Genomic DNA, 13,344 nt, shown 5'->3' with positions numbered 1-13,344 from the left:
GCGCAATATGTGGTGTTGGACGCAAATTATCTACCTGCAGCTCTTTACAAAACCCCTGTTCAGCGTCTACCATATATTGTGGTTATAGATAAATTGAGCAACAATATTTTGTGGTTTAAGGAAAATTGTGCATACTTAAGGCCCACAAATAGAGTAGGATAGACGGTGTCGAAGAAAGCAGCGTAGCTTATCGGTTTTCTCGGTAGCTCAATCTGCATAAAGAAGAAAGTTTCTGCCATGAAGATTATTAAGCGTAACGGTTCTGAGGTTATTTTTGACATCAAAAAAATCTCTAACGCTATTACCGCCGCCAATAATGAAGTTCCCTCTGATATGCGTCTGACACCGCGTCAGATTACCTATGCGGCAGAGAATGTACGCGATCGTTGTGAGGATGCAGGCCACACGGTTACAGTAGAAGAGATTCAGGACATGGTTGAGGATGAGATCATGGCTCTGGATCGTTTTGAGGTGGCTCGTAAGTATATTATTTATCGCTATCTTCAAAGCCTTAAGCGTCAGAAGAACACTACGGACGACAAAATCTTGTCGCTCATTGAGTGCAATAACGAGGACGTAAAGCAGGAAAATTCTAACAAGAACCCAACCGTTAACTCGGTGCAGCGCGATTACATGGCCGGAGAGGTTTCCAAAGACCTTACCATGCGTATGCTGCTGCCGGAGGACGTAGTAGCGGCTCATAATGAGGGCATTATCCACTTCCACGATGCAGACTATTACGCGCAGCACATGCACAACTGTGACTTGGTCAATCTGGAGGACATGCTGCAAAACGGCACGGTTATTTCGGGCACTATGATAGAAAAACCTCACAGCTTTTCTACTGCGTGCAACATTGCAACGCAGATTATTGCTCAGGTTGCTTCTAACCAGTATGGTGGCCAGTCCATCTCTCTGTCTCACTTGGCGCCCTTTGTTGACGTTTCTCGTAAGAAGATTCGCTCACAGACCATCGACGAGCTTAATAGCCTTGGCGTGGAGCCCGCTGCAGACAAGCTGCAAGAGATTGTAGAGAAGCGCCTTCGTGATGAGATTCGTCGCGGTGTTCAGACCATCCAGTACCAGGTGGTCACGCTGATGACTACCAATGGCCAGGCACCGTTTGTAACCGTGTTCATGTATCTCAATGAGGTTGAGGATGAGCGCACCAAGAAGGATCTGGCACTTATCATCGAGGAGACCCTGCGTCAGCGTTATGAGGGCGTTCGTAACGAGCAGGGCGTGTGGATTACCCCCGCGTTCCCCAAGCTTATTTATGTCCTTGAGGAAGATAACATTGAGCCTGGTCAGCCCTTCTTCTACCTAACGCAGCTGGCTGCTAAGTGCACGGCCAAGCGCTTGGTACCCGATTATATTTCTGAGAAGAAGATGAAGGAATACAAGCTCTCTACTGGCGAGAAGGAAGGTGAGGGTGATACCTTTACCTGCATGGGATGCCGTTCTTTCTTGACGCCCGATCGCTCTGAGGGCGGCTTTAACAATATCGCTCATGCTAAGAATTATGTTCCCGGCAAGCCCAAGTACTACGGTCGCTTTAACCAAGGTGTTGTAACCATCAACCTTCCCGATGTGGCACTGTCTTCTGGTGGTGACATGGATCGTTTTTGGGAGATTTTTGATGAGCGCCTTGAGCTCTGTCATAAGGCATTGCGCTGCCGCCATGAGCGTTTGTTGGGTACGCTTTCCGATGCAGCACCCATCCTGTGGCAATACGGTGCCCTTGCTCGCCTGAGCAAGGGAGAGCCCATTGATAAGCTGTTGTATGGCGGCTACTCCACCATTTCTTTGGGCTACGCTGGCCTGTATGAGACTACACGCTTTATGACGGGGCACTCTCATACGGATCCGGAGGCTACACCCTTTGCACTTTCTGTTATGCAGCACATGAACGATAAGTGCACGCAATGGAAAGAGGCTGAGGATATAGACTACTCACTGTATGGTACGCCTCTTGAGTCTACAACCTATAAGTTTGCCAAGTCATTGCAGCGTCGCTTTGGTGTCATTCCTCATATCACGGACCACGGCTACATTACTAACAGCTATCACGTGCACGTTTCTGAAACCATTGATGCGTTTACGAAGCTTGCTTTTGAGAGCCAATTCCAACGCCTGTCTCCAGGAGGGGCTATCAGCTACGTTGAGGTTCCTAACATGCAGGATAACCTGGAAGCTGTTGTAAGCGTTATGCGTTTTATTTACGACAACATCATGTATGCCGAGCTCAATACCAAGAGTGACTACTGCCAGGAATGCGGCTATGACGGTGAGATTACGATTATCGAAGATACGGATGGCAAACTGATTTGGGAATGCCCACGTTGCGGCAATCGTGATCAGGATAAGCTCAATGTAGCACGTCGTACCTGCGGCTATATTGGTACCCAGTTCTGGAATCAGGGCCGTACCGAAGAGATTAAGGACCGCGTACTTCATCTCTAAGCGGTATATGTTGTAACAACTAATGCGGGCTGCCTAGGTAGCTCGCATTTTTGTACACATGCTTCGTAGTATACTTTTGCAAAGGATTTCACCATGCATTACGCAGGTATCAAATATTCGGATATTGCCAACGGCACAGGCGTGCGTACCTGTTTGTTTGTATCGGGATGTCGCAGGCATTGCAAGGGATGCTTTAATGCTAAGACTTGGTGCTTTAGCTTTGGTGAGGAATTTACAGAAGAGGTTGCAAACACCATTGTAGAAAGCCTACGTCCCAGCTGGATTGAAGGGCTTACCGTATTGGGTGGCGAGCCTATGGAGCCGGAAAACCAGCGTGGTTTGGTAGCATTTTTTGAGCGCGTACGCAAAGAATTTCCCAACAAAAGCATCTGGTGCTACACAGGTGATACTTGGGAAGAGATCAATGAGGGCGGCTTTCACCATACCGAGGTAACAGATCGTATTTTGGCCTGCCTCGATGTGCTGGTTGATGGCATGTTTATAAAGGAGCTCTACGATATTACCCTGCGCTTTAGAGGGTCTTCTAATCAACGCCTTATAGATGTACCCCAATCGCTTGAGGCAGGGCAAGTAGTGTTATGGGAAGACGAGAAGGTCTACAGCACTCATAGCATGGACTAACGCAATATGGATTAACGAGACAGATATCGGGCCATAGACTGCAGCGCTTTACGATAGCCAGCAAGACCCAGTCCCACAATGGTCTCAAAGCATGCTTGACGAATATAGGAGACCTGGCGGAAGTCCTCACGAGCATCCACTGCGGAGATATGTACTTCAATGCAGGGAATTTGTACCGCTTTGAGAGCATCAAGTAGGGCAATGGACGTGTGGGTATAGGCACCGGGATTACAGATAATACCGTCATAGATACCATAGGCATGCTGAATTTCATCCACGAGATCTCCCTCATGATTGGATTGAAAACAGCTGCATTCCTCAAAACCTAGTTTACCGGCTTCATCCTGGCATAGGTCGATAAGATCGGCATAGGTTTGAGCGCCATAAATTTGTGGTTCACGGATGCCTAACATATTAATGTTTGGTCCGTTCAATACCAACACCTTTTTATGGGCTGCTGGTTTTGTTTGAGTACCTTGTCTGTTTTGCGCGCTCGGTCTGTGTGAAGCAGAAAAAGAAACAGCCTTGCGCGTGGCTGGTGCATTATCCAGGGCGGCAACAAGTGTTGAAATATCATCGTTGGCGTTTATAGTCTTGGCAGCAGCGTTAGCACCCACACCTGCCTGTGCATCTTGCGTGTCTTGTGTTGCAGTCATGAGTGCTTGCGCTTGAGCAGCAAAGGATTGGCGACGAGCAGGACTAATGTGAACGCGTACAGCACCACGTGGGCGCTCGGGAGGCGTAGTTTCATTATTTTTTGAACCAATGAGCAAGGTAAAGCTTTGATATACCTTCTCGACAACCGTAGGTCCAAACACAACTTCTATACCGTGGTCCCCACGAGAAACAACCCCTAAAACGCTATCAAGTGCCGCAAGCTCATCCTCATTTACTAGGGCAACATTGCTCAGGCTGAGCCGCAGACGGGTCATACAGACCGTGCTGGTGAGCACGTTTTGTTTACCGCCAATGTTATCCAAAATGTGTGCTGCGACGTTTTCATAGTTCATGATTGCTTGTGCGAGAAATCCCCGTTACATCCTTACTCTTTGAAGTGCTTTTACATGCTTTGTTAAACGATAAGTATTGCACGCTACACTGTTTTGCAAGTATATATATCTATGAGTTGTGCTCAGCTCTCCGTAAATGGCAGCTGCAGTGGGGATTTTGTGACGCTCTTTAGTAAAAGCCTTACGTTAGAGATCAAGAAGGTTCTTGGTAGCTTCAGCGTCTGTTTGAGGAGATCCCGTAGTCTGAACTACATGGTCTGACCAGCTATAATACAAGTCCATACGCTGTTTTGCCAGCGCCTGGATACCCTGTGTTTGCGAAAGCGGTCGATCCTCAACAGAAAGTTCGTTGAGTGGGCGGTCAATCATGACCACCACTGAATTACGATGCAGTAGATCATGGTTTTCTGGACGGGTAACCACCCCACCGCCACAAGAGATGATAAGTCCAGATTCATGGCTGTACTGTGCCAATACCTGCGTCTCTATGTCTCTAAAAGCGGCCTCACCATACTGCGTGATATAGCGTGCTGGCGACATACCACACGCAAGAGCTGTTGCATCGTCAAGATCAACAAAGGGACGCTGAAGCATATGCGCAAGCTTTCTACCGGTAGAAGACTTGCCAGAGCCAGGCATGCCGATAAAGGTAATGTTTAAAATCTGACGTTGGAGGTCCTTCTCGATGGCCTCAATATACTCTTCAGGAAGAGCGCGCTGCTGCCAAAGTTTAGAGGAGGCCCAGGCCTGAGCAACGAGCATGGATAAACCGGTTTGAGCAGGGATTGCTAGCTGGTGTGCCTGTTGACAAAGACGCGTGCGTATTGGATTGTACACAATATCTAATACGCCTTTGAGCTGTGAAAACGCTTGAAGCGTCTGTTGAGATACAGGTGAGGTGGAGTCGTGAGGATACATACCTACCGGCGTGGTATTAACAATGAGCGTGGCATCCTGATGCTGTGGCAGCAGGTTGGTGTAGGTGGTCGTGCCCGTGCGAGAAACCACAACGGGCTGTGCTTGTACCTGCTTAAGTACATAGCAAATGGCGCGTGAAGCACCACCGCTACCCAACACAAGCACCTTTTTGTTGGTAAGCACGTCGGTAGCATTACCGGCAAGCTGGGTTGTGCAAAACCGTTCAAGCATCCAAGAAAAACCGAGCACATCGGTATTCTCGGCATAGATGGTATTGTTAGAAAGACGCACCAGCGTGTTAGCAGCACCCAGCTCCTGTACCGCTTGAGAGTGTTCGTCGGCCAGCTGAGCGGCGGCACGCTTGTAGGGGATGGTTACATTAAGTCCCTGCCAGCCGTCAGCATGGATGAATGTCTCGAGTTGTTCCGGCTCAAGCTCATAGTGTGCATAGGGGGCGCTACCCAGCTGCGCATGGATTTTGGAAGACCAGCTGTGCGCAAGCGTGCGACCAACAAGTCCATATGGCGTAGAGGGGATGAGGGTCGCCGGGTTTTGTGGATTGTTGTGTGCAGAAGCGTGTGTTTGATCTGCCATTACACCAGCTCCGAATAGCTTCCAAGGTAGCGGAACTCCTCACATACGTCACTCAAGCTGTTCATGAGCAGTGCAAACTGGGGAGCAGCAACGGGACATTCTATATCAAAGTAGAACATAAACTCGAAGTCACGATCTGGGATGGGGCGACTTTCCAGCTTACAAATATTGATGTCCAGCGCATAAAATCGAGAAAGCACTTTGTACAACGTACCTGGTTCATGGCCAACCACAAGCATAAGAGAACTGCGGTCCGCACCCGGATACACCTCAAGACCTTTGCTGATGCAGGCAAAGCGAGTGTAGTTGTTCCCTTTGTCCTGCACATTCTTTGCAAGGGTAACTAGGCCATACAGCTCGGCGCACCAGCGGCTCGAAAGAGCGGCGCTTGTGTTGTTTGGTGACTGAGCAACAAGCTGTGCTGCCATCGCGGTATTCTCGACAACATGGACGGTAATGGCTTTATGGGCGTCCAAAAATTCAGAAGACTGTGCAATTGCCTGGGGGTGACTATAGATATCGGTCACCTCTTCCATACGGGTGCCCGGCTTTGCCAAAACGCAATGATCCACCTTAAGGCGCAGTGTGCGGGCTATGTGGAAGTCGTATTTCATCATAAGGTCATATACTTGCGTGACCGAACCAGCGGTTGAATTTTCCAAAGGAATGACGCCATAGCGACTAAAGCCCATATCAACAGCGTTAAAAACGCCTTCAAAGGTGTTAAAGAAGGATATGTTGGGATGTCTAAAGAGCTTATCGGTGGCAACTTGAGAGTAGGCTCCTTCAACGCCTTGGCACGCCACAAGTGCTGTTTGTGGGAACAGGTCTGGCGTGTTGGCTTGGGCCGCTAAGATGCTATCGCCCAAAAGCGTATTGCTGGTGGGACCATCAAGCTGTGTATGTTCGGCTGCGCGGGCTGTTTCCATAAGGAGCGAGAAGAGGATTTGGCTTGAGCTTTTGAGCGCGTCAGGAACTTGTGAGGCTACATAGGCGAGCTTTGCACGCTCACGACTGGGGTCCAGTATGGGTAAGTTATGTGCAGCTTTATATGCTGATACCTCAGAAACACAGTGCATACGCTGCACAAATAGATCAATAATACTGTCATCAATCTCGTCTATGCGCTGACGAATGTCGGAAAGATCTTGCATACCAACCCTATTTCGTGTCTAAGTCTGTGTTTGAACGTGAGTCTAAATCCGTGTTTACATGTTTTTGAGTAGCAAGAGCCTTTGCAAATGAAGCATAGGTCTGCTGTGCTGGATAGGAAATAAGCTGATCTAACAGGGCAATACCCATGATAGCTTCTGCTACTGGAACAGCGCGGGGAGCAATACAAGGATCATGGCGCCCAACCACAGCAAGGCGTGCGTTATGTTTTTGCTGCATATCCACAGAATCCTGCTCAAGACCAATGGAAGATGTTGGTTTAACGGCCATTCTAAACAGCAGGGGAGCGCCCGTAGTAAGGCCGCCCAGATTGCCGCCCGCATTATTGGTAAGAGGAGCAATAGTGTTTTGTTCCATGTGATAGGCATCATTGTGTTCAGAGCCGCGCATCAATGCTGCTTCAAAGCCTCGGCCAAATTCCAGTCCTTTTATGCCGCCAATGCCAAACACAATCCGTGCAATGGCGGATTCAATGCCATCAAACAGCGGTCCTCCTACACCTGCAGGCAACCCTGTAGCCACGCACTCAATAATGCCACCTACCGAGTCCTTATCATGGCGTGCTTGTGCAATGGCTTGCTGCATCTGTGCGCTGGCCTGATCATTCAAAACAGGAAAAGGACGTCCATCGTGAAGCGCTTGCATCTGCTGGTACAGCAGATGTCGAGAAGCGCTGTCGTTGTGATAGGCTGCAAAGTGCTCATCCGCAATACCGGCCACCTCACTGAGGTGAGCTGCAACAAAAATGTCATTGTGCTCAAGCATCTGGAGGGCAATACCACCGGCAATGCAAAGAGGCGCGGTCAGTCTGCCAGAAAAATGCCCACCGCCGGCCACATCTTGGAAGCCCAGCCATTTTTGCTGTGCGGGAAAGTCTGCATGACCAGGACGAGGAATGCGGACCAGCTCATCATAGTCTGCCGAGTGCGTATTGTTGTTTTTGATGAGTGCACAAAGAGGTGCGCCGCAGGTGTAGCCATCGGGATTAAGGCCAGACACAAAGTGAGGTGCATCTGCTTCCTTACGTGGCGTAGACCAAGCAGCTTGTCCCGGTGCGCGTCGCGCCATAAAGGCCGCTAATGCTTGTTGGTCAATATAAAACCCGGCAGGAAGACCCTCTATACATACGCCAATGGCATCGGAATGAGACTGTCCAAACAGGTTGATACGCACGCTTGTGCCAAACGTAGATGCCATATTATTCCTGTACCTCTTCTATCTTCTCAACAAGCCCGCCCAGTTGGGCATAGTCCTCAAAGAAATGAGGATATGACTTAGTAACACAGTGTGCACCGCGAATAATAACGTCGCCCTCACAGCGTACGGCGGCAAGGGCGGCCATCATGGCAATGCGATGGTCATTGGAAGCATCCACCACGCCACCCTTGAGCTGCTCAACGCCTTCGATAACCAGTCCATCGTCCTGAATGTGGATGGTAGCACCAAGGGCACTCAGGCCCTGGCATACCGTTTGCAGGCGATCAGATTCCTTAAGCCGCAGGCGCCCCGCGCGCGTGAGCTGGGTAGTTCCCTTACCCAACGCTGCAACGACGGCAAGGGGAGGAACCAGATCTGGAAAATCGGCAACGTCTAAGACACAGGCATCAATATGATCTGCCAGTGCCAGCGCGGATTTACCCTTACGAGAAATGCGTGCGCCAAAGCGGGCAAGTGCTGCCATGATGGAGCGATCACCCTGCGCGCTTGATAGATTGAGCTGGTTGACAGCAATGCCGTTACCGCCCAAAGCTGCGGCGCACAGCCAAAATGCCGCATTGGACCAGTCTCCTTCTACATACGCTGTCTGCGGTGAACTATACCGAGCAGAGCCATCAACCGTATAAATGGTGACCTTCTGATCAAATTCAACGGTGCGCTCTGTGTATACGGGTACGCCAAACTGCTGCATGGCATTGATGGTAAGTTGGATATACGGACGAGATTCTACGGGTTCTGTAACCACAACCTGCAAGGTGTCCGATAAGAGCGGGGCAGCCATAAGCAGGCCGCTGACATATTGAGAAGATACATTGCCAGGCATTCTAAAAATACCTGCATGCATAGCACCAGAAACCATCATGGGTACCGTGCCTTGCGGAGTTATTTGAGCACCAGATGCAATGAGCTGTTCATATAAAGGAGAGAGCGGCCGTTGCGGCAGTTTGCCGCCCATGGAAAGAGCTGCCTTAGTACCAAGAGCACAGATTACTGGAAGTAAAAAGCGCAGGGTGGAACCGGATTCACGACAATCAAGTTTTGCACGAGGCATCCAAAAGTGACGTCCACGCTGCTTGATGGGCACAACCCTAAAGCCCGTTTGTGTTCGAGTAATGTGTGCGCCCAGCTCCCGTAGGCAGTCTACCGTTGCCATGATGTCGGCGCTTGTTGTATCGCATTCAAGATTGCAGGGCTTATCGGCAAGAGCTGCGCAAATGAGCAAGCGGTGGGCAACCGATTTGGATGAGATTGCGTTCACAGAGCCGCTGAGCTCATGCGGGGTAATTTTGACGTCCATCATACTCCTTTTATTTGCTACAGCCGGCTTTGCCGCAGCCTGCGTCAATAAGGTCTTGTAACTGGGTGAGGGAAATTGGTTTTATTTCTACAGCACCAATGGTGGTAGGTACGATGAGGTTAACGCTTTGAGCGAGACGTTTTTTGTCATGGGTAGCATATTCAAAGAGGGTTGCGTGATCAACGTCTGTGTTAGTGGGCAGACCATGTGCTTGGATGATTTGTGTAATGGGTTGAAGCAAATAAGGATCGCACCAGCCCAGCTTGGCAGCGCCGCGCACCAGGCAGCACAGGCCAATGGCAACACTGCTGCCGTGACCAAGACTAAAGTTACTTGCTGCTTCAACGGCATGGCCTATGGTATGGCCAAGGTTAAGCGTTTGACGCATACCCTGTTCCGTCTCATCCGCCTGCACAATATCGCGCTTGATCTGCACGTTGCGCACAATAATATCTATTAGCGCTTGCGTGTTGTAATCAGAACCAAGCAAAGGTTTGCTCATCAGCCGATCAAACATTGCTCTATCCGCTAGCACGGCATGTTTGATAATCTCGGCGGTGCTATCACGAAACAGTTCAGGCGCTATGGTTGCCAGAACATCAACATCTGCAACGACTGCCTGTGGCTGCAAAAAAGCGCCCGCAAGATTTTTACCGGCCTGCAGATCAACTGCGGTTTTGCCGCCCACAGAAGAATCGACCATGGCAAGCAGCGAGGTGGGCACCTGCACAACGTCTATGCCGCGCAAATACAGGGCTGCACACAGGCCAGCTATGTCTCCGACCACACCGCCGCCCAAGGCAACTATTACATCCTTGCGAGAAAGCTGCGCCGCAGCAATGCTCTCCAACAGGTCAGATAAGGTGCCAAAATGCTTGGACTTCTCGCCAGCTTCAAACGCTGCCGAGAAAACCGTGTAGCCTGCCTGCGTAAGCGCATCGCTTACCTTTTTTAAATATAGGGGTCCGACCGTGCTGTCGGTGATTACAAACGCCCGCGTACCGCCATTGACCTCGCGCGTAATGGTGCCCAGCTGCGCAAGAAGTCCCGAACCCACAAAAACGTTGTAGCGTGCCGATGGGGTAGTGACCGTAACCGTAGTATTCATCGAGCCTCAGCTTCCTTTTTAAGACGGTCGCCCTCTTCCAGCAGTGCATGCAGCGTATGAGCATCATTGGTGTCAAGGGCATCTTTGTAGGCCTGTAAGTTTTGGATAAGGGTGCCTATCTCTGCGGAGAGCTTGTCTGCATTATCTAAGAACAGCTCGGTCCACATGGTTGCATTCAGGCGAGCTACGCGCGTTAAATCCTTATACGATCCTGCCGAGAAGCCCTTGTGAGCTTGAGCAGCAGGACTTTTGACGTAAGCGTTGGACACCACGTGAGCAAGCTGGCTGGTGTAGGCAATTTGTTCATCATGAAATTCTGGCGTTGCACAGGTAAAGGAGGCAAATCCACAGGGTTCAAGCAGTAGACGCAAGCGTCCGAGCAACTCTGAGGTACCTGGGTAGTTCTCGGGTAAACAGACTACCAGCGGCGCATTGACAAACAGGCTTGCTCGAGCATGGCCATAGCCAGAAAATTGAGTTCCGGCCATGGGATGGCAACCTATAAAGGTCCAGCTGTGCTCTGCCGCGATGTTAGTACATGCTTGGCACAAAGCACGTTTTACACCAGCAGTGTCTATGACCAAGGCATCAGCTGCAATGCTGGCCGCATGAGCCTCAAGCCAACGCTTGCATACGTCAGGATAACCTGCCAGCACAATAAGCTCACAGGCTCCAATGGTTGTGTCGTCAAGTGTGCCAGCAACGCCATCCGCCTGTGCTTTGTGCATACTAGAGCTAGCTACATCATAGGCATACACGGTGTATCCACCGCGTATAAAGGCCTTTGCAAATGAACCACCAATTAAACCAAGGCTTAAAACGCCTACGGTATGCGTGTTAGAACTCTGCGTCATCTGTTCTCTATCTGTAAAACGTATCGTATAGGTATCAAATAATACTACGTATTTTAAGCTCAATTGTTGTGGTATAGATATCGTACATGTTGGTGTAACATTTATCGGGTTATACTGGTACGTACATGCCCTCATAGCTCAGTGGATTAGAGCGTTCGCCTCCGGAGCGAAAGGCCGTGGGTTCGATCCCCACTGAGGGCACCATTTGCTTGGTCTGCTGGAGGACTCACGTGATTTGCCCTTATTGTGGCACGCATATTGCTAACGGTTCGTCGGTGTGTCCGGCCTGCCACTCTACCTTGGATCTCACCATGAGTATCCCCAAGCTTGACGGTACGTATTGCAAGACCTGTGGAGCGCTGGTTCCAGATGGTGTACAGGCTTGTCCTTCTTGCGGTATGCCTGTCGAGCACAAGAAATCTGTGAAAAAGCTTCCATCACTGCCGCCCGATACATCTGTCGATAAGCCCGTGCGTAACCAAACGCGCAATGCTGCATCGGATTCTGATGTAGCAGCGCCAGCTGATGTTGCTTCTTTGCTGGCAGATCTGCCTTCATTAGAGCAGTCAACCCCGCCTCAACCACAAGCCTCACATACTTTGCAGCCACAGGATATTCCATCCTTGGATGACATGTTGGAGGAACCTGATGATGTAGACGATCAAAGCAATGATCAGGCTGATGATTCATCGGACTGCGAGGCAGAGCAAACGCATGCTATTCCTCGTATTGCAAGCGCGCTTCCTGCAAATTCCAACAACGGTTATGCCTTTGAAAATCTCCCGAGCGTACGTACCGTTGTTACTGCTGCTATAGCTTCACTTTTGTTAGTGGGCTGCGCGGTGTTGTACCTTACACATCCCTGGGCGCCACAGGGATCTTCTGCGCAAAACACAACACAGATGGATATCTCTAAGGCAGGATTTCCTGGTGTTAAAGAAAAGCTTACAGGGCAGGATTCAGATACCACGCCCACAACGCAGGTGGAATCAGGTGACGAGCAAACCTACAAGAAGCTGGTTGAAGCGTATAAAAAGCTGGGCGATCTTGCTCAAAAAACCGATGAGAACGTTGAGTCATTCAGCTCTATAGCGTTTGGTTCTGACTCTGATGCTCGTGCAAAAGCAGCGGATGAGGCAAAGTCTCTTTCATATCAAACCAGCAATTTGATTACAGAAATTCAGTCACTGGACACCACTACAGGTACCTATGTAACGCAGATCAATCATATGGCTACCTTAGGGAATTATCTGCGTAATAGATTGGATATTATCAACAAGGCGTGGAAGAAAGTCTTGGCGTCAGATAATCCGTCTTCCGATAAATCCGACATCATGTCGATTCTTCGTTCATCGCAAAATGGCTCAAGCCAAGAGGCCTACAAGTCACTCTTTGAGCAAAACTATGAAAGTTGGAATCCAGAATCATAAGCTGACGTTCTGCTCAAACTGTGAACCGTTTTATGTGCTGGTAAACTAATTCAGATAGACAAAATGAAGAAAGGTACCAAATGAGTTTTCTTGGAGATCCATTGCATACACCCCAGTACACAATCGCTGGTGATGAGGTTGCAGTATTTACCACGAGCAAAGGCGTAATCCGCGTTAAGCTCGATGGTGAAGGTGCCCCTATTCATGTGGGAAACCTTTGTGAGTTGGCAGAGTCTGGCTTTTATGATGATCTCAAGTTTCATCGCTATGTTCCAGGTTTTGTTATCCAGGGCGGTTGCCCCAACACCCGTGATCTTAGCAGTGAGGAAGTAGCTGCTGGTAAATCCGGTGAGTTTGGTATGCCTGGCACGGGTGGTCCTGGTTATTGCATCAAGCATGAGTATGATACAAATCCTCGTAACAGCCATGAGGATGGCGCCTTGGCCATGGCTCGTTCTATGATGCCTGATTCCGCTGGTTCTCAATTCTACTTTTGCTTGGGCCCCCAACATAATTTAGATAACGGGTACACTGTTTTTGGTCAAACAATCGATGGATTTGATGTCATTGCTGCTTTGCGTGCAGGAGATGTCATTGAGTCTGTTCGTATTGAACACGACAAGGCATAGCGCTCTAT

The 13,344-nt window shown here is 49.6% G+C and carries 11 protein-coding genes and 1 tRNA gene; 5 read left to right on the top strand and 7 right to left on the bottom strand.

The annotated features are described in order from the left end of the window. The first annotated feature begins 237 nt into the window (after positions 1 to 237). Together nrdD and nrdG are read left to right on the top strand one after the other, a co-directional pair. Positions 238 to 2,463: an anaerobic ribonucleoside-triphosphate reductase gene (gene nrdD / locus HMPREF1091_RS05075; protein ID WP_002563761.1), complete on the top strand. Its 2,226-nt coding sequence runs from the start codon at positions 238 to 240 to the stop codon at positions 2,461 to 2,463. Positions 2,464 to 2,556: 93 nt separating this feature from the next. Next, entirely contained in the window at positions 2,557 to 3,105 is a 549-nt protein-coding gene (gene nrdG / locus HMPREF1091_RS05070; RefSeq protein WP_002563760.1) for an anaerobic ribonucleoside-triphosphate reductase activating protein, read from the top strand. Between the two features lie 11 nt (positions 3,106 to 3,116). Here nrdG and aroQ read toward each other — a convergent pair whose 3' ends face one another. From aroQ to HMPREF1091_RS05035, 7 genes are all read right to left on the bottom strand, one after another. Further along, the gene (gene aroQ / locus HMPREF1091_RS08240) at positions 3,117 to 4,115 is read right to left on the bottom strand and encodes a type II 3-dehydroquinate dehydratase (RefSeq protein WP_002563759.1); all 999 of its coding nucleotides are present in this window, start codon (positions 4,113 to 4,115) and stop codon (positions 3,117 to 3,119) included. A gap of 186 nt (positions 4,116 to 4,301) precedes the next feature. Further along, on the bottom strand, positions 4,302 to 5,627 hold the full coding sequence (locus HMPREF1091_RS05060) for a shikimate kinase (protein ID WP_002563758.1): 1,326 nt from the start codon (positions 5,625 to 5,627) through the stop codon (positions 4,302 to 4,304). Then, the gene (locus tag HMPREF1091_RS05055) at positions 5,627 to 6,781 is read right to left on the bottom strand and encodes a bifunctional chorismate mutase/prephenate dehydratase (RefSeq protein WP_002563757.1); all 1,155 of its coding nucleotides are present in this window, start codon (positions 6,779 to 6,781) and stop codon (positions 5,627 to 5,629) included. Before HMPREF1091_RS05055 ends, HMPREF1091_RS05060 begins: the two co-directional genes overlap by 1 nt. Before the next feature lie 7 nt (positions 6,782 to 6,788). Next, entirely contained in the window at positions 6,789 to 7,997 is a 1,209-nt protein-coding gene (gene aroC / locus HMPREF1091_RS05050) for a chorismate synthase (RefSeq protein ID WP_002563756.1), read from the bottom strand. Between the two features lies 1 nt (position 7,998). Beyond that, positions 7,999 to 9,315, bottom strand: a complete 1,317-nt coding sequence (gene aroA / locus HMPREF1091_RS05045) for a 3-phosphoshikimate 1-carboxyvinyltransferase (protein WP_002563755.1) — start codon at positions 9,313 to 9,315, stop codon at positions 7,999 to 8,001. Between the two features lie 10 nt (positions 9,316 to 9,325). Further along, positions 9,326 to 10,423, bottom strand: a complete 1,098-nt coding sequence (gene aroB, locus HMPREF1091_RS05040) for a 3-dehydroquinate synthase (protein WP_002563754.1) — start codon at positions 10,421 to 10,423, stop codon at positions 9,326 to 9,328. Then, on the bottom strand, positions 10,420 to 11,277 hold the full coding sequence (locus tag HMPREF1091_RS05035) for a prephenate dehydrogenase (protein WP_002563753.1): 858 nt from the start codon (positions 11,275 to 11,277) through the stop codon (positions 10,420 to 10,422). Before HMPREF1091_RS05035 ends, aroB begins: the two co-directional genes overlap by 4 nt. Positions 11,278 to 11,404: 127 nt before the next feature. Between HMPREF1091_RS05035 and HMPREF1091_RS05030 the strand changes: the two genes are divergently transcribed. From HMPREF1091_RS05030 to HMPREF1091_RS05020, 3 genes are all read left to right on the top strand, one after another. Beyond that, positions 11,405 to 11,481 (top strand) — tRNA-Arg (locus HMPREF1091_RS05030). Between the two features lie 26 nt (positions 11,482 to 11,507). Then, complete coding sequence (locus tag HMPREF1091_RS05025) at positions 11,508 to 12,707, top strand: zinc ribbon domain-containing protein (RefSeq protein ID WP_002563752.1); 1,200 nt, start codon at positions 11,508 to 11,510, stop codon at positions 12,705 to 12,707. 80 nt (positions 12,708 to 12,787) lie between these two features. Continuing rightward, positions 12,788 to 13,336 (top strand): peptidylprolyl isomerase, encoded by a 549-nt coding sequence (locus HMPREF1091_RS05020; RefSeq protein ID WP_002563751.1) that lies wholly within the window; start codon positions 12,788 to 12,790, stop codon positions 13,334 to 13,336. The last annotated feature ends 8 nt before the right edge of the window (positions 13,337 to 13,344 follow it).

Source organism: Atopobium minutum 10063974 (assembly GCF_000364325.1).
Classification (GTDB): Bacteria; Actinomycetota; Coriobacteriia; order Coriobacteriales; family Atopobiaceae; genus Atopobium; species Atopobium minutum.
Note: the sequence above shows the minus strand (reverse complement) of the source record. Positions and strands in the feature narration are given on the sequence as shown.

What these genes read in the sequence shown, in the direction of transcription:
- nrdD (WP_002563761.1), top strand. Translation starts at nt 238, where the DNA reads ATGAAGATTATTAAGCGTAACGGTTCTGAGGTTATTTTTGACATCAAA.
- nrdG (WP_002563760.1), top strand. Translation starts at nt 2,557, where the DNA reads ATGCATTACGCAGGTATCAAATATTCGGATATTGCCAACGGCACAGGC.
- aroQ (WP_002563759.1), bottom strand. Translation starts at nt 4,115, where the DNA reads ATGAACTATGAAAACGTCGCAGCACACATTTTGGATAACATTGGCGGT.
- HMPREF1091_RS05035 (WP_002563753.1), bottom strand. Translation starts at nt 11,277, where the DNA reads ATGACGCAGAGTTCTAACACGCATACCGTAGGCGTTTTAAGCCTTGGT.
- HMPREF1091_RS05055 (WP_002563757.1), bottom strand. Translation starts at nt 6,781, where the DNA reads ATGCAAGATCTTTCCGACATTCGTCAGCGCATAGACGAGATTGATGAC.
- aroC (WP_002563756.1), bottom strand. Translation starts at nt 7,997, where the DNA reads ATGGCATCTACGTTTGGCACAAGCGTGCGTATCAACCTGTTTGGACAG.
- aroB (WP_002563754.1), bottom strand. Translation starts at nt 10,423, where the DNA reads ATGAATACTACGGTTACGGTCACTACCCCATCGGCACGCTACAACGTT.
- aroA (WP_002563755.1), bottom strand. Translation starts at nt 9,315, where the DNA reads ATGGACGTCAAAATTACCCCGCATGAGCTCAGCGGCTCTGTGAACGCA.
- HMPREF1091_RS05020 (WP_002563751.1), top strand. Translation starts at nt 12,788, where the DNA reads ATGAGTTTTCTTGGAGATCCATTGCATACACCCCAGTACACAATCGCT.
- HMPREF1091_RS05060 (WP_002563758.1), bottom strand. Translation starts at nt 5,627, where the DNA reads ATGGCAGATCAAACACACGCTTCTGCACACAACAATCCACAAAACCCG.